This window comes from Bacillus sp. CDB3, from assembly GCF_002081505.1.
GTDB classification, from domain to species: Bacteria; Bacillota; Bacilli; order Bacillales; family Bacillaceae_G; genus Bacillus_A; species Bacillus_A cereus_AT.
In genome coordinates, this window is record NZ_ALBR01000016.1 from 1 (window position 1) to 15,053 (window position 15,053).

Below are 15,053 nucleotides of genomic sequence, written 5' to 3' on the forward strand. Positions count from 1 at the left end.
AGCACCAGTAGCGCCCGTGTTGCCTCTAGGTCCGGTAGCACCAGTAGCGCCCGTGTTGCCTCTAGGTCCGGTAGCACCAGTAGCGCCCGTGTTGCCTCTAGGTCCGGTAGCACCAGTAGCGCCCGTGTTACCTCTAGGTCCGGTAGCACCAGTAGCACCTGTGTTACCTCTAGGGCCAGTGGCACCAGTCACGCCCGTATTACCTTGAGGTCCAGTAGGTCCAGTAGGTCCAGTAGGTCCTCTGCCGAACGAAGCTGAATTAACTAGAGTAGTTTGTAATTCTGCTATTAATTTAAGAAGCTCTTGAAGTGTGCAAGGATCAATTCGGAATAGTTTTGTGATATATAGTAAATAATTAATTAGGTTTTGAAGTTCAATAAATACGGCACTTGCTACGAAGTTTGGATTTTTTAATATAGTTATTAAATTTTTAATAATGGCCAATCCTTGTGCTTTCAGAGCGGAAGTGGCGTCTAGTGAACAGATGAATTTGCTTAGTAGTTGCAATGTATCTATTAGATCCTCTATGTTTTTTGGGGATGGATTGGCGAAAAGTTTAGGGATTATTTTTATTAAATCGTTAATAATTGCGCGGAATGTTCTAATTTGGGCCTTAGTAATTGGGATCGTTGGGTTAGTTGGAATTCGTCCAGCGCTAGTTGGAAAACATGGTTTGGAGTATTTACTTTGATTGTCGTTAAAGCGAGACATTAAATCTCTCCTTTCTAATGAGAATGTGAACGAAACTCATCATAGTAGATGCAGGGAGTTGTTAAATGGTCATAGTAAAATTGAGTGTTTCGAAAAAAATAAAAAAACGCCTTATAATAGGACGTTTTTTTATTTTCAGCGTATTGATAAAATCGTTTTAGTGAAATCTTTGATTTGAAGCCAACTAATTTTATGATCTCTGGCTCTGGGGTTTGTTTTTTTATTAGACGTAAAATAAACGTGTTCCGGAAATGTTGTCCAGAAATGCCTTTACGTAAATTCGCTCTTGCTACTTCAAGTCGAATCATTTTTTGGATAGCGATTTCCGTTAATGCTTTTGGTGCGTCGATTTCATATACCCATCTGTATGTTCCTCGGTTAAAATCGAATGCAACAAACAATGGATCGTTACTATGGTATTTAGGGCGAACTGGTTCTGGAATACTTTTATAATATGTGTACAGTTGCTTTTTATCTTCGGTTGTTAATGTGATTGATCTTTCTACTCCTGCGGTTGCTGGAATAGAAAGTGTATTAGTTTCGAAATGAACGTGATGCATAGTTAGTGCTGTGAGTTCCTGTAAGGATAGTCCGTAGTCGATTAATAGACTTAAAATGGAGATATTACGATCCATTAATAACGGACGAACAGGACGTTGTTTTTCTGAAAGTCCTTCTAATGAAGTGACTATATGCTTTAATCTTTTTTCTTCATCGGATGAAATGAAATCTTCATCGCGCAATGCACGGTCTGGTTGAATAGTAATTTCCATATTCTTTAATGGATTGGGAATATTTAGAAAATGATGCATTCTATTTAGAACAATAAATACACGATGCATCGTTTTTTCTGAGTAGTGTCGATTCTTTTTTAAGTCGGAAAAGTAATCTTCATAGTCTTTTGTACAAAGTGTTGCCCATATATTACTGGAAGGGAGCTTTTGGTTTTTTTCTAACCAATGTCCGAAATCTTCAATGTCATAAACATAACGTTTAATGGTTGAAGGCTTTCGACCTTTATTCAATAAAAAAATAGAAAAGGCTTGTATTGTATCATGGAATTCCGTTGTTTCCATAGTCCCACCACCTTAATTATTTCTTATATTATAGCAAACTTTTCTGAAAATAGGCATTTGAAAGAGCGGTTGGAATAATAATATTTGGTGAGTGGATAAAATGAGGTGATTGTATGGAGCAATCGATGCGTAAGAAAAATAACAATCAAATTAATATTGTATTAAACCATCGAAAAAAAATTTCGTTACCGGCATCAGAAAATAAAGCCGTAATTTCAAGTGAAACCACTACTAAACATGAGATGTTGCAGAGAATTGAAGAAGAAATGGGAAAACTTGTTGGGATGGATGATATAAAAAAGATAATAAAAGAAATTTATGCTTGGATTTTTGTGAATAAAAAAAGGCAAGAGGTGGGGTTGAAGTCTGAGAAGCAAGTGCTTCATATGTTATTTAAGGGGAATCCCGGTACTGGGAAGACAACCGTTGCTAGAATGATAGGGAAATTGTTGTTTGAGATGAATATTTTATCGAAAGGGCATTTAGTTGAAGCTGAACGTGCTGATCTTGTAGGTGAGTACATCGGTCATACAGCACAAAAGACAAGGGATTTAATAAAGAAGGCTATGGGAGGGATTTTATTTATTGATGAGGCGTATTCATTAGCGAGGGGGGGAGAGAAGGATTTTGGGAAGGAAGCGATTGATACACTTGTGAAGCATATGGAAGATAAGCAACACGGTTTTGTATTAATTTTAGCTGGATATTCAAGAGAGATGAATCATTTTCTTTCATTAAATCCAGGATTACAATCTCGTTTTCCGTTTATTATTGAATTTGCGGATTACTCGGTAAATCAGTTGTTGGAAATTGGGAAGAGAATGTATGAAGACCGTGAATATCAGTTGTCGAAAGAAGCAGAGTGGAAATTTAGAGATCATTTACACGCGGTAAAGTATTCGTCACAAATTACATCGTTTAGTAATGGGCGATACGTACGGAATATTGTTGAAAAATCAATTCGCACACAAGCTATGCGATTGTTACAAGAGGATACGTATGATAAATATGATTTGATTGGGATATCAAGTATGGATTTGATGCTTGAAGAGGAGACGCACAGTACGTAAACTGTGCGTCTGTTTTTGGTGTATAAGTGTGTTTACTCTTTTTTCGCTTTTTCTTGGTAAGATTTATGGAAGCGCTCCATTTTAGCGCTTTTTTCGTGTGCTGAATTAGGGTCGTGTTCAATTTGGCCTACTGAGCTTTTTTGAGCACCTTTATTAACGTGGTTTGTCATTTGTATTCACCTCACTTTAAAAATTAGTATAAACATTATGTGAAGAAAAACTCGTTAGAAAAGAAAAACCTCTTTACGATACGTAAAGAGGTAAGAGTGCTATTTATGCATTGAACGTTCATTTGTATCGATACGTCTATGCGGTAAATGCCATTTGTAATGAATAGAAATCATGCGGAAGCAAACAATTAAAATGAATAAGGTGTATAGAGCCCAATCGCTAACGATAATTTTAGCGCCAATTAAGAAACCTGCTAAAATTGTCCAAAACGCATATACTTCAGCTCGAAGGACGAGAGGTTTTCTGCGAGCTAAAAGATCACGAATAATACCACCGCCGATGCCGGTTAAAACTGCAGCTACGATTGTAGCGCTAATTGGCAAATTTAGTTTTTGAGCATATAGTGCTCCTTGTACAGCGAATGCTGATAAGCCAATGGCGTCTGTGATGTTTTCCCACTTTTTCCAATGTCTAATTAATTTATTTGGAAAAAGAAAAATAATCGTCATTGATAAAAGTGCGATTTGGAATAACATGTCTTGTTGCCAAAATGCGACGATTGGATAACCAATCAATAAATTACGAAGGGCACCTCCCCCAAATGCGGTTGCCATTCCTAAAATATATACCCCGAAAATATCATAATCTTCTTCCATTGCAACAATGGCTCCGCTTAGTGCGAAGGCGATTGTGCCTATGATGCTAAAAATCTCCCATGCCATGAATTTTCTCCCCCGCTAACTAGATGAAATATGCTTCCTCTGCTATTATATTAGAAGGTTTAAATTTCGAAAAGGATGAGTGAACATATTTGATGGAAGAAAAAGAAAAAGTCATATTAGTTGGCTGTCAATTGTCGCAAGATGATGATGAAAAATTTATGCATTCCATGAAAGAACTTGCATCGCTAGCGAAGACTGCTCGAGCGGAAGTGTTAGTATCAACGACGCAAAAACGTCCGAAGTTCCATCCAGCGACTTATATAGGGAAAGGTAAATTAGAAGAGCTTGCGGCTTTAACTGAAGAGTTAGAACCAGCTGTTATTATATTTAATAACGAGTTAACACCGAGTCAAATTCGGAATTTATCTTCAGTGTTAGATGCAAGAGTAATTGACCGAACGCAATTAATATTAGATATTTTTGCGCAACGTGCGAAATCGAGAGAAGGTAAGCTTCAAGTAGAATTAGCCCAGTTGCAATACACGATGCCGCGCCTTATGGGGCAAGGTCTTGCTTTATCACGTCTTGGCGGTGGAATTGGCACAAGGGGACCAGGAGAGACGAAGCTTGAGACAGATCGTCGTCATATTCGAGCTCGTATTGATGAAATAAAGAGACAACTTGCGGTTGTTGTGGAGCATCGAAAAAGATATCGTGAGAGAAGAAAAGATAATAAAGTATTTCAAATTTCGTTAATTGGGTATACAAATGCAGGGAAATCTACGTTGTTTAATAGATTAACGGAAGCGGATACGTTTGAAGAAAACTTATTGTTTGCAACGTTAGATCCGACAACAAGAAAGATGCCATTACCTTCCGGTTATACAGTGTTACTGACTGATACAGTAGGTTTTATACAAGATTTACCTACGTCACTAATTGCTGCTTTTCGTTCTACGTTAGAGGAAGCTGGTGAAGCGGATGTGATTTTGCATGTTGTTGATTCGGCAGACTCTAATTACGTAGGGCATGAACAAACGGTAAAAGAATTATTGTCAGAACTTAAAATTAATCATATTCCTATTATTACGCTTTATAATAAAAAAGATAAGTTGCATCAAAATTTCATTCCATTTCCGAAAAGTGACTTCTTAATGACTAGTGCTTTTGAAGAAAGTGACTTATTACATATAAAAGAAGCGATAGAAAAACAGATGAAGGAAGAAATGGATCGTTATCAAGTGGAAATTCCTCCGAGTGAAGGTAAGTTGTTAACGCTATTAAAGACAGAAACACTATTAACAAAGATGGAGTTTTTTGGAAAATAAATTTATATATGATTGTACAGGGTATATATTTGCTCATTCATCACTTAATGGGCAATTAAAGAGATTTTTAGTGGAAGAAGGAGAAAATAAAAATGTTTGATCGTTTGAAAAATGGAGAAAAAATTGCTCCAATCGTAAAAGAAGTAGAGAGTCAGATTACAGAAGTACATAAACGTGCGGATGAAGTAATTGAAAGTAATCAGTTTCGTGTATTAGAAAGTTTTCGTAAACATAAAATTAGTGATTCGCATTTTATTCCGACGACAGGTTATGGTTATGATGATATTGGCCGTGACACGTTAGAGAAAGTGTATGCTGATGTATTTGGAGCGGAAGCTGGTCTTGTTCGTCCGCAAATTATTTCAGGTACTCACGCTATTTCTACAGCGTTATTTGGTATTTTACGCCCGGGAGATGAGTTATTGTACATTACTGGCAAGCCGTATGATACGTTAGAAGAAATCGTTGGTGTACGCGGAAAAGGTGTAGGTTCATTTAAAGAATATAATATTGGTTATAATGCAGTTCCGCTTACTGAAGAGGGGCTTGTTGATTTTGAAGCAGTTGCAGCCGCAATTCATAGTAATACGAAGATGATTGGTATTCAGCGCTCGAAAGGTTATGCTACTCGTCCGTCATTTACTATTTCTCAGATTAAAGAGATGATAGCGTTTGTTAAAGAAATTAAGCCTGATGTTGTTGTGTTTGTAGATAACTGTTATGGCGAGTTTATTGAAGAGCAAGAGCCATGTCATGTTGGTGCAGATTTAATGGCAGGTTCGCTTATTAAAAATCCAGGTGGTGGAATTGTTAAAACGGGTGGTTATATTGTTGGTAAAGAACAGTATGTTGAAGCGTGTGCATATCGTTTAACATCTCCAGGAATTGGTGCGGAAGCAGGCGCATCTTTATACAGTCTGCAAGAAATGTATCAAGGCTTCTTCTTATCGCCGCATGTAGCGGGACAAGCGCTAAAAGGTGCGATTTTTACAGCTGCATTTTTAGAAAAATTAGGAATGAATACATCACCAGCATGGAATGCACCAAGAACAGATTTAATTCAGTCTGTTCAATTTGATGACAAAGATCGTATGATTGCGTTTTGCCAAGCAATTCAATATGCATCTCCAATTAATTCTCACTTCACTCCATATGCCAACTATATGCCGGGTTATGAAGATGATGTAATTATGGCTGCGGGAACGTTTATTCAAGGTGCGAGTATTGAATTGTCGGCTGATGGTCCAATTCGTCCGCCTTATGTTGCTTATGTGCAAGGTGGGTTAACTTATTCACATGTGAAGATTGCAATTTGTTCTGCGATTGATGCGTTAATTGAAAAGAATCTATTAACAATTTCTTAAAGGGAAGCTGTCGATTTCGACAGCTTTTTCGTGTGAAAGTAATGATTTGTGCCATTAGAAAAAAGAGTTAAAAAATTTACAAAAAAATCATGTAAGAAAAGCTGACATCTATTGACACTAAACATAACATGGTATAAAATGAGAAACAGTTAAGGCGAAGGAGGAACTGAAACAATGAAAGAAGATAGACGTTCTGCTCCGCTGTTTCCAATTGGTATTGTAATGGATTTAACACAATTATCTGCACGTCAAATTCGCTACTATGAAGAGCATAATCTTATTTTTCCAACCCGTACAAAAGGAAATCGTAGATTATTTTCATTTAACGATGTAGATAAATTGTTGGAAATTAAAGATTTGTTAGATCAAGGCTTAAATATGGCTGGAATTAAACAAGTATTGCAAATGAAAGAAAATCAAACAGAAGCAGTGAAAGTAAAAGAAGAAACGAAAGAAATTTCAAAAACTGAGCTTCGCAAAATACTTCGAGACGAACTACAGCATACAGGTAGATTTAATCGAACTTCATTGCGACAAGGGGATATTTCAAGGTTTTTTCACTAAAGAGAACTGATTCTGAAGGTGTTTAGAGGGACTAAGGAGGAATTTATAATGGCTAGGTACACAAAAGAAGATATTTTCCGTTTGGCGGAAGAAGAGAATGTAAAGTATATCCGTTTACAATTTACAGACCTTTTAGGAGTAATTAAAAACGTAGAGATTCCAGTGAGACAATTAACGAAAGCTCTTGATAACAAAATGATGTTTGATGGATCTTCTATTGAAGGTTTCGTACGTATTGAAGAATCTGATATGTATTTATATCCTGACTTAGATACTTGGGTAATTTTCCCATGGACTGCTGAAAAAGGTAAAGTTGCTCGTCTAATTTGTGACATTTACAATGCGGATGGCACTCCATTTGATGGAGACCCACGTAATAACTTAAAACGTGTGTTAAAAGAGATGGAAGCTTTAGGATTCTCAGATTTCAATCTTGGACCAGAGCCAGAATTCTTCCTATTTAAAGTAGATGAAAAAGGAAATCCAACATTAGAATTAAACGATAACGGTGGATACTTCGACCTTGCGCCGATGGATCTAGGGGAAAACTGTCGTCGTGATATCGTTCTTGAACTAGAAGAGATGGGCTTTGAAATTGAAGCGTCTCACCATGAAGTTGCACCAGGTCAACACGAAATTGACTTTAAATATGCAAGTGCAATTCGCTCATGTGATGATATTCAAACATTCAAACTTGTTGTAAAAACAATTGCTCGTAAACATGGTTTACACGCAACATTTATGCCAAAACCATTATACGGTGTGAACGGTTCAGGTATGCACTGTAACTTATCACTATTCAAAAATGGTGAGAACGTATTCTTCGATCAAAACGGTGACTTACAATTAAGTGATGATGCTCGTCACTTCATCGCAGGTATTTTAAAACATGCACCAGCATTTACAGCGGTAGCAAACCCAACTGTAAACTCATATAAACGTTTAGTACCTGGATATGAAGCTCCTTGTTACGTAGCATGGTCTGCACAAAACCGTAGCCCATTAGTACGTATCCCTGCATCTCGTGGTATTAGTACACGCGTAGAAGTACGTAGTGTTGACCCAGCTGCAAACCCATATTTAGTAATGGCTACATTATTAGCAGCAGGTCTTGACGGAATTAAAAACAAATTAACTCCGCCAGCTGCAGTAGATCGTAACATCTATGTAATGACAAAAGAAGAGCGCGAAGAAGCAGGTATCGTTGACTTACCAGCAACATTAGCGCAAGCGTTAGTTACTTTACAATCTAATGAAATCGTATGTGGCGCATTAGGTGATCATTTACTTGAGCACTTCATTGAAGCAAAAGAAATTGAGTGGGATATTTTTAGAACTCAAGTTCACCAATGGGAACGCGATCAATATATGTCTCTATACTAAGAGAGAAAAAAGCCCTAATACTTGAAGTGAACCCCGAAAACGGGACACCTTTCAAAACACCTAAACCATCTGTTCCCTAAATTCTTTAGGGGATAGGTGGTTTAATTTTTCTTGAATTCGCACACAATTGTAGTAATGAATGTATTCTTCTAGCACAATCTTTCGCACAGTTGTGTTGGATACTTTTGTTATCTTTTGTGAGTAGAAAGCTTCACTTTTTAAATGACCAAAGAATCTTTCCATGACGGCATTATCATGGCGATTTCCTCTCCGGGACATGCTGGTGATCATGCCGTTTTTTTTGGCACATGCTTGAAATTCCTTTGCTGTATAAATACTCCCTTGATCCGAGTGAAGGATGACACCTTTTACTTTTCGTCCTCTCATTGCTTGTTTTAATGTCTTCATCGCTAACGTGAGTGTTTGTGATTCACTGATGACATAACTAATAATTTCACGATTAAGGGCATCCATAATCGTTGATAAATACAAGGTACGCTCTCCAAATAATAAGTAAGTCACATCTGTGAACCACTTTTCATTTGGGGCTGATGCTTCAAATTGACGTTCCAATCGATGAGGAGCTACCACTGGTTCCCCACCATTCATATAGTTCTTTTTCTTTCGACGCACTTTTGAGAGTATATGATATTGTCTCATAATCCGTAATACTTTTTTATGATTCACACACAGTCCCATTTTCCGAAGAGTGGCGGTCACCCTTCGATATCCATACCGTAATTTATGCCTAAGGCAAATTTTCTTTACTTTCTCTTCTATCTCGTCTTTAGGGCGTTCGGCTATCTGTAACCAACGATAAAATGAGGAGTGTGGTAATTCTAATACTTTACACAGTTCTTGTACGGTTACTTTTGTTTTTAATTCATTCCATAGGGTAATAACAGTATGTGGTTTCAGCTCCTTTCGATTTCCAGATACTTTCCCTATACGAGTAATTTTGTTTTTAAATGTTTATTTTCTAATCGTAGCTGTTCCAATTCACTTAGCTCTTTTGACCCTTTTCCATAAGAATATTGTTTTCCTACAGGTTGTTGAAAACGATATGTTTGATCTGTACGATACCATTTTATCCATGTCTTAATTTGGGCAACATTTTTAATTCCGAGTGCCTCCATAATGGTACGATTTGAATAACCATCCTTCTTCATTTCAATCACTTTCCACTTTATTTCTTCTGGATAATGAACTCTTATCTTCAAACGAAAAACACCTCCATTGAATTTGCATACTTAGTATGCGAATTCAGGAGGTGTTTTTTTCATGTACCACTATTCGGGTTCACTTCAACTACGGTATTAGGGCTTTTTTATTTGTGGGCAACAAGGTGCTGGTGGAATAAATTGAATAGCTGCCCGCGAAATGCCCGGAAAAATCACGGAGATTATTTAAAATGCTATTGTATTTCTTCAATATTGTATGTTTTGCTCAGTGTTTGATGTTGTGGATGTGTTTAGTGATAAATTAAATTGCAAAAACATAGTACCTTGCAATAAATAGTACTGAGCGGTATATTATGGATAAATCAGGTACTGTGTACTGAACAGTACTAAAATGAGAAAGGGGGATTGTCCTTGAACGTTCAGTTTAAAAAAGGTGTGTTAGAATTATGTGTTTTGGCACTAGTGAAACGTAAAGATAGTTACGGTTATGAACTTGTTCAGCAAATTTCTAATAAATTTTTAATATCGGAAGGTTCTGTATATCCGTTATTACGTCGTTTAACGAAAGAGGGATATTTTCAAACATATTTAAAAGAGTCGACGGAAGGACCGCCCCGTAAATATTATCAACTAACAGAGCAAGGGGAAACGCAACTCAATTTGTTAGTAACGGAGTGGCGCGATTTTGCTAAAGGTGTTCAAGAAATTATTGAAGGGGTGGAATGGGATGAGTAAAGAACGGTTTCTTAAAGAATTATCAAGTTATCTTAGGAAGTTACCAGAAGAAGAGAGACAAGATATTTTATTCGATTATGAAGAGCACTTTCAGTTTGGGATAGAAGAGGGGAAAACTGAATCAGAAATAATAAAGGGTCTTGGCTCTCCGAAAGTAATTGCGAAAGACTTACTTGCGATGTATCGATTTGATGAAATGAAAAAAGATCCGTCGACTTCAAATGTAACAAGAGCTGTCATGGCAGTGATTGGACTTAGCTTGTTTAATTTTATTATTGTGTTAGGCCCGTTAGTTGCAATTATAGCTTTTATATTTTCCTTTTGGATCGGTGGGATTGCTAGTGTAGTGACACCATTTTTCGTTATTATAAAAATATTTATGGGTACGTTTATATGGTTGGATCTTTTCGTTAGTATAACGTTTGTTGGAGTAGGTTTGTTGTTATGTGTTATAGCTTATTATAGTACGAAGTGGTTTAAAAGATTATGTGTCCGCTATGTAATATGGAACTTCAAAATGATAAAAGGGGAGTAGATGATGAAAAAAGTATTATTAGTAGCTATCGCTTGTATCATTATTGGGGTAATAGGAATTTCACAAACATATGAAAAGGCAGTAAAAACTGCAGAAAAAGGCGATAAAGAAGAAGTAATTAAAAACGAAACACTAAAAAATATAGAAGTTAAGTTAGATGCTGGGGATATAATTGTCCAAAAATCACCTGATTCCACTTTTTATGTAAAGCAATCAGGTGATTTACGTAAGCAAGAGACTCGTATTGTGGAGGATGGTGACACATTAAAAATTAAAGGAGAAATAGAGAAAGGTGTCTCATTTGATTTTTCATTTTTCACTTTCAATTTTCAAACGCCTACATTGACTATACTTGTGCCTGAACGTTCTTACCAAGAGATAAAAGTGAATTCATCCGCTGGACAAATAGAAATAAGTGATGTGAAAAGTGATCGCGTAAGTGTTGGAACACTCGCTGGAGAAGTAGATTTGAAACATGTAACAGCTAAGAGTGTGGAGGGATCTACAAAAGCTGGTGAGGTGAGCTTTAAAAAAGTAATAGGGAAAGTAACAGCAAAAACGGCTAGCGGGGATGTATATATTATGGATCATGATCCTAAATATGATGTAGAGGTAAGTTCAACTGCTGGCGATGTAGATATTACTTTGTTGGAAAAACCACAAGATGCAGTTATAACGGGGCAAAGTGCTGCTGGAGACGTGACAATTTTTAATGAAGATAATCAAAATATAACAATTGGTAATGGGAGTAAAAAAATTAGCGGTAAAACAGCTGCTGGAGATGTTACTATTGAAACGCGTTGATAATTAAGGTAATGCATTCTTTTGAGTGAACGGAAATCTATCAAAATATAAAAAGAAGATAATGCCCTATATAAATAAGGGGATTATCTTCTTTTTATTATTTTTAATGTAAATCACGATATACGCCAATTACTTTTCCGATAACTGACACTTGTTTTAAAATGATAGGTTCTAGAGAAGAGTTTTCCGGTTGTAGACGGAAGTGGTCTTTTTCTTTGTAGAAACGTTTAACAGTTGCTTCGTTATCTTCTGTTAAAGCAACTACAATTTCACCGTTGTATGCAGACTGTTGCTGGCGAACAACAACTAAATCACCATCAAAGATACCAGCTTCAATCATGCTATCTCCAGAAATGCGTAACATAAACACTTGATCTGCTCCAGCAACGATACTAGCTGGAAGTGGGAAGTGATCTTCTACACTTTCGACTGCTGTAATCGGTAAACCGGCAGTAACCTTTCCGACGATTGGAACTTGAATAACAGATTGTGTTTCTGTTTCCATTCGGTTGTCACCTAAAATTTCAATTGCGCGTGGTTTTGTTGGATCGCGTCGAATATATCCTTTTTCTTCTAGTCGTGATAAATGTCCGTGCACTGTAGAACTAGAAGCGAGGCCGACTGCTTGACCGATTTCACGTACGGAAGGTGGATATCCTTTTTCTTGTACTTTTAGCTTAATAAAGTCGAGAATGTCTTGCTGGCGTTTCGTTAACTTTTCCATGTTTTCTAACACCTCGTTTTCTTTCATTTTTCTTATTATTAAGTATAACATGCGAAAAAACATTCTACAAACATAAGTTCGAACGAAAGGCGAATTTATGATACACTATAAGGGAAATATAGTGAGAAAGAAGGGTTCAAAATGAATGCAATTATTTATGCACGTGTAAGCACAACAAAAGAAGCGCAGGAAACATCATTATTGCGTCAAAAAGATGAATTATTGCATTTAGCTGAGCGCTATCAAATGAATGTTACAAAGGTGATTGAGGAGCAGGCTAGCGGTTATACAATTGAACGTGATGGCATATTAGAAGTGCTAGATACAATTCGCGATGAACAAGTTGATGTACTTCTAATACAAGATGAAACGCGTCTTGGTAGAGGGAATGCGAAAATTGCATTAATGCACTGTTTACATAAAGAGGGAATAAAAGTATATACGCATACGCATAATGGAGAATTAGAACTCTCTGACTCTGATTCGATGGTGCTAGATATAATTGGGATTGTTGAAGAGTATCAAAGAAAGATTCACAATTTAAAAATTAAACGTGGTATGCAAAGGGCGGTAGAGAAAGGATTTCGTCCAGAGAATAATTTGAAAAATCGTCATTTAAGTATAGGACGTGAGAAAAAAGAAGTACCAATTGAGGAAATTGTACGTTTACGCCGGAATGAATTAACTTTTGAAGAAATTGCAGCAACACTTCGTGGTTTTGGTCATGATGTTTCAAAAGCAACTGTACATCGAAGGTATGTAGAATATACAAAGCAATTGCTTGATAAAGAGGACTAACTATTGTATGATAATAATCAGTTTTGAGTAGAAGGGGGATTCGAGATGCCAAGTCAAGAACTCATTGAACGCATTAACTTCTTAGCGAAAAAAGCAAAAGCTGAAGGCTTAACTGAAGAAGAACAACGTGAGCGCCAATCGCTACGTGAACAATATTTAAAAGGATTTCGTCAAAATATGTTAAACGAATTAAAAGGAATTAAAGTCGTTAACGAAGAAGGAACGGATGTTACACCGACGAAATTAAAAGCTTTAAAAAAGCAAGATAATGCAAAATTAAATTAAAAGATGGGCGCAGCCCATCTTTTTTTATTTGTTAAAATCGTTATTTAATAACTTTCCAGTTATCATTTTTCGTTGCTTCTATCCTTTTATGCTTCAATATATAGTTAGCGATAAGTTCAGACATATCTGTTGGTATGTCTTTTATTACTGGCTTATTTTGAAACATAAAGAAGTTCCCGCCACCGCTTGCACGATAATTATTCATAACAACGTCATATTCTTCATTCATATTAAGAGAAGCGCCTTTATACTGTAAAGATTCTACTCTCTCGCCAATTGGTTTGGAAATGTTTAATACATACGAAATTCCTTCCCACATATCGTAATTATAGTGTTGCGGCTTTGGTTCTATGTAGGCAGGGTTTACGATGATGGTTCCATCTATATTTAATGTGAAATAAGAAGCAGAGAGTTCAAGGGCACCTTTTATGTCCGCTCCAGTTATTCTAATTACTTTTAATGTATTTGGATAAATATAATTAGAAACGATGTCACGCATTGTTACATATTTCGGGAAACCTGGAGATGTATTATGGAATAAGCTTGTACAAGAAATTGAAACGTTAGCTATATCCATTTGTATTTTATTTATAAATTCAATAAATGGATGGTCTTGCAAACGAGTTTGCATAACATCTGAAATTTGCATGTCCCCATGAATGATTCCGATAGGTTGATCAAGCCATTTTTGTGTATTCTCTTCATAATCAGATACTAATGAGAGAACATCTGGATCTGCCTCAATCCCTTGCACCGTCAACAATTCTGAATAACTTTCTTTTTTTACCCACTTCTGTTCCATTCTTTCGAAGGTTACGGTTATTTTTCCAACTGATTGCCCATTACATCCAGTCTGTAAAATTGTTACACCGTTAGCCGTTGTGTGAGAAATTTCTCGGTGTTGGTGGCCTGTTAATAAAATATCTATACCTTCAATTTCATGACATATTGCATATCCTTGGTTTTCGCCTGTTAACACTTCAGTTGGTACTCCGGTCTGTAAATCACGTTCAAATCCTCCGTGATAGGCTACGACTAGTAAATCTGGTTTTTCATGTTCGCGGATGTAAGAAACCCATTTTCTTGTAGTTTCGAATGCGTCTTCAAATAGTAAATCTTTAATGTGATGGGCTTGTTCCCAATTTGGGATGTAATGCGTTGTTACCCCAAAAATAGCAATTTTCATATTTGATTCGATATGTTTTATTATATATGGTTTCCCGAAATAAGGTTCTTTTATGTTTTTATCTAAAATGTTTGCTGATAGGTACGGGAAGTTTGCAGTATCTACAGCATGATTTAATATATCCATTCCATAATTAAATTCATGATTCCCGATAACGGCAGCATCGTAACTTAAGTGGTTTGCTAATAAGGACATTGGGTTTTTCTTATCCTGTTCGTATGTAGCGTAATGATAAGTAAATGGTGTTCCTTGAATAAAGTCCCCGTTATCGATTAAAAGAACGTTTTTATTTTTAGAACGTTCTTTTTTATAAGAGTAGAAATTTTAGCTAAGCCAATTTCTGCTTTGGAATTATCTTGGTAGTGAATTGGATAAACAGTACCATGTATATCACTTGTTAATAAGATGTTTAAAGCCACAATTTGATTTTGATTCAACATCATTCACCTTTTCTATTGTTATCTTTCAATTAATCA

General features: G+C 36.3%; 15 protein-coding genes and 2 pseudogenes. 10 read left to right on the forward strand and 7 right to left on the reverse strand.

Going from position 1 to position 15,053, the window contains the following annotated elements; all coding sequences use genetic code 11:
- Window positions 1–711 (reverse strand): collagen-like protein (locus CDB3_RS05935; protein ID WP_128853753.1); only part of this gene is annotated, 711 nt, incomplete at its 3' end.
- 14 nt (window positions 712–725) lie between these two features.
- Complete coding sequence (locus tag CDB3_RS05940) at window positions 726–1,787, reverse strand: tyrosine-type recombinase/integrase (protein ID WP_256869632.1); 1,062 nt, start codon at window positions 1,785–1,787, stop codon at window positions 726–728.
- Between the two features lie 113 nt (window positions 1,788–1,900).
- On the opposite strand from CDB3_RS05940, the gene spoVK reads away from it, so the two are divergent.
- Complete coding sequence (spoVK, locus tag CDB3_RS05945; protein WP_128853754.1) at window positions 1,901–2,857, forward strand: stage V sporulation protein K; 957 nt, start codon at window positions 1,901–1,903, stop codon at window positions 2,855–2,857.
- A 32-nt stretch (window positions 2,858–2,889) separates the two neighbouring features.
- Here spoVK and CDB3_RS31575 read toward each other — a convergent pair whose 3' ends face one another.
- Together CDB3_RS31575 and CDB3_RS05950 are read right to left on the reverse strand one after the other, a co-directional pair.
- Entirely contained in the window at window positions 2,890–3,027 is a 138-nt protein-coding gene (locus CDB3_RS31575; RefSeq protein WP_071747730.1) for a hypothetical protein, read from the reverse strand.
- A 99-nt stretch (window positions 3,028–3,126) separates the two neighbouring features.
- A complete protein-coding gene (locus tag CDB3_RS05950; protein WP_097829169.1) occupies window positions 3,127–3,750 on the reverse strand; it encodes a trimeric intracellular cation channel family protein in 624 nt (207 codons plus the stop codon).
- Between the two features lie 92 nt (window positions 3,751–3,842).
- Between CDB3_RS05950 and hflX the strand changes: the two are divergent.
- The 4 genes and pseudogenes from hflX to glnA all read left to right on the forward strand — a co-directional run bounded on the left by hflX (window position 3,843) and on the right by glnA (window position 8,329).
- Window positions 3,843–5,118 (forward strand): annotated as a pseudogene (gene hflX / locus CDB3_RS05955) (GTPase HflX).
- Window positions 5,111–6,382 (forward strand): methionine gamma-lyase family protein, encoded by a 1,272-nt coding sequence (locus tag CDB3_RS05960; protein WP_128853755.1) that lies wholly within the window; start codon window positions 5,111–5,113, stop codon window positions 6,380–6,382. Before hflX ends, CDB3_RS05960 begins: the two are co-directional and overlap by 8 nt.
- A 174-nt stretch (window positions 6,383–6,556) precedes the next feature.
- Window positions 6,557–6,946, forward strand: coding sequence for a transcriptional repressor GlnR (gene glnR / locus CDB3_RS05965; RefSeq protein WP_002111254.1), 390 nt, complete (start codon window positions 6,557–6,559; stop codon window positions 6,944–6,946).
- A gap of 48 nt (window positions 6,947–6,994) precedes the next feature.
- Window positions 6,995–8,329 (forward strand): type I glutamate--ammonia ligase, encoded by a 1,335-nt coding sequence (glnA, locus tag CDB3_RS05970; RefSeq protein WP_128853756.1) that lies wholly within the window; start codon window positions 6,995–6,997, stop codon window positions 8,327–8,329.
- 60 nt (window positions 8,330–8,389) lie between these two features.
- On the opposite strand, the gene CDB3_RS05975 is transcribed toward glnA, so the two are convergent.
- Window positions 8,390–9,549 (reverse strand): IS3 family transposase gene (locus CDB3_RS05975; RefSeq protein ID WP_128853757.1). Its coding sequence is split into 2 segments (ribosomal slippage): window positions 8,390–9,297 and window positions 9,297–9,549, totalling 1,161 coding nucleotides; the frame shifts between segments, so codons are not numbered across the junction.
- Between the two features lie 372 nt (window positions 9,550–9,921).
- Between CDB3_RS05975 and CDB3_RS05980 the strand changes: the two genes are divergently transcribed.
- Genes CDB3_RS05980 through CDB3_RS05990 form a run of 3 tightly spaced genes read left to right on the forward strand, consistent with a single transcriptional unit; the run spans window position 9,922 to window position 11,584 of the window.
- Window positions 9,922–10,245, forward strand: a complete 324-nt coding sequence (locus CDB3_RS05980; RefSeq protein ID WP_128853758.1) for a PadR family transcriptional regulator — start codon at window positions 9,922–9,924, stop codon at window positions 10,243–10,245.
- On the forward strand, window positions 10,238–10,780 hold the full coding sequence (locus tag CDB3_RS05985; RefSeq protein ID WP_128853759.1) for a DUF1700 domain-containing protein: 543 nt from the start codon (window positions 10,238–10,240) through the stop codon (window positions 10,778–10,780). Before CDB3_RS05980 ends, CDB3_RS05985 begins: the two co-directional genes overlap by 8 nt.
- Window positions 10,781–11,584, forward strand: coding sequence for a DUF4097 family beta strand repeat-containing protein (locus CDB3_RS05990; RefSeq protein WP_179139669.1), 804 nt, complete (start codon window positions 10,781–10,783; stop codon window positions 11,582–11,584).
- 103 nt (window positions 11,585–11,687) lie between these two features.
- Here the strand turns inward: CDB3_RS05990 and lexA are convergent, their stop codons facing one another.
- Window positions 11,688–12,308 carry a transcriptional repressor LexA gene (gene lexA / locus CDB3_RS05995; protein ID WP_128853760.1) on the reverse strand — a complete coding sequence of 207 codons (621 nt, stop codon included), beginning with the start codon at window positions 12,306–12,308 and terminating at the stop codon, window positions 11,688–11,690.
- A 141-nt stretch (window positions 12,309–12,449) separates the two neighbouring features.
- Here lexA and CDB3_RS06000 point away from each other — a divergent pair, with 141 nt between their 5' ends.
- Together CDB3_RS06000 and CDB3_RS06005 are read left to right on the forward strand one after the other, a co-directional pair.
- Window positions 12,450–13,106 (forward strand): YneB family resolvase-like protein, encoded by a 657-nt coding sequence (locus CDB3_RS06000; RefSeq protein ID WP_097829137.1) that lies wholly within the window; start codon window positions 12,450–12,452, stop codon window positions 13,104–13,106.
- A 45-nt stretch (window positions 13,107–13,151) separates the two neighbouring features.
- Complete coding sequence (locus CDB3_RS06005; RefSeq protein ID WP_097829136.1) at window positions 13,152–13,391, forward strand: DUF896 domain-containing protein; 240 nt, start codon at window positions 13,152–13,154, stop codon at window positions 13,389–13,391.
- Between the two features lie 40 nt (window positions 13,392–13,431).
- Here the strand turns inward: CDB3_RS06005 and CDB3_RS06010 are convergent.
- Window positions 13,432–15,020: pseudogene (locus CDB3_RS06010) on the reverse strand (bifunctional metallophosphatase/5'-nucleotidase).
- Between the last annotated feature and the right edge of the window lie 33 nt (window positions 15,021–15,053).

Excerpts from the sequence above, each read along its gene's own strand:
- CDB3_RS05990 (WP_179139669.1), top strand. The coding sequence starts at position 10,781 with ATGATGAAAAAAGTATTATTAGTAGCTATCGCTTGTATCATTATTGGG.
- CDB3_RS05950 (WP_097829169.1), bottom strand. The coding sequence starts at position 3,750 with ATGGCATGGGAGATTTTTAGCATCATAGGCACAATCGCCTTCGCACTA.
- lexA (WP_128853760.1), bottom strand. The coding sequence starts at position 12,308 with ATGGAAAAGTTAACGAAACGCCAGCAAGACATTCTCGACTTTATTAAG.
- glnR (WP_002111254.1), top strand. The coding sequence starts at position 6,557 with ATGAAAGAAGATAGACGTTCTGCTCCGCTGTTTCCAATTGGTATTGTA.
- spoVK (WP_128853754.1), top strand. The coding sequence starts at position 1,901 with ATGGAGCAATCGATGCGTAAGAAAAATAACAATCAAATTAATATTGTA.
- CDB3_RS06000 (WP_097829137.1), top strand. The coding sequence starts at position 12,450 with ATGAATGCAATTATTTATGCACGTGTAAGCACAACAAAAGAAGCGCAG.
- glnA (WP_128853756.1), top strand. The coding sequence starts at position 6,995 with ATGGCTAGGTACACAAAAGAAGATATTTTCCGTTTGGCGGAAGAAGAG.
- CDB3_RS05985 (WP_128853759.1), top strand. The coding sequence starts at position 10,238 with ATGAGTAAAGAACGGTTTCTTAAAGAATTATCAAGTTATCTTAGGAAG.
- CDB3_RS31575 (WP_071747730.1), bottom strand. The coding sequence starts at position 3,027 with ATGACAAACCACGTTAATAAAGGTGCTCAAAAAAGCTCAGTAGGCCAA.
- CDB3_RS05960 (WP_128853755.1), top strand. The coding sequence starts at position 5,111 with ATGTTTGATCGTTTGAAAAATGGAGAAAAAATTGCTCCAATCGTAAAA.
- CDB3_RS05940 (WP_256869632.1), bottom strand. The coding sequence starts at position 1,787 with ATGGAAACAACGGAATTCCATGATACAATACAAGCCTTTTCTATTTTT.
- CDB3_RS06005 (WP_097829136.1), top strand. The coding sequence starts at position 13,152 with ATGCCAAGTCAAGAACTCATTGAACGCATTAACTTCTTAGCGAAAAAA.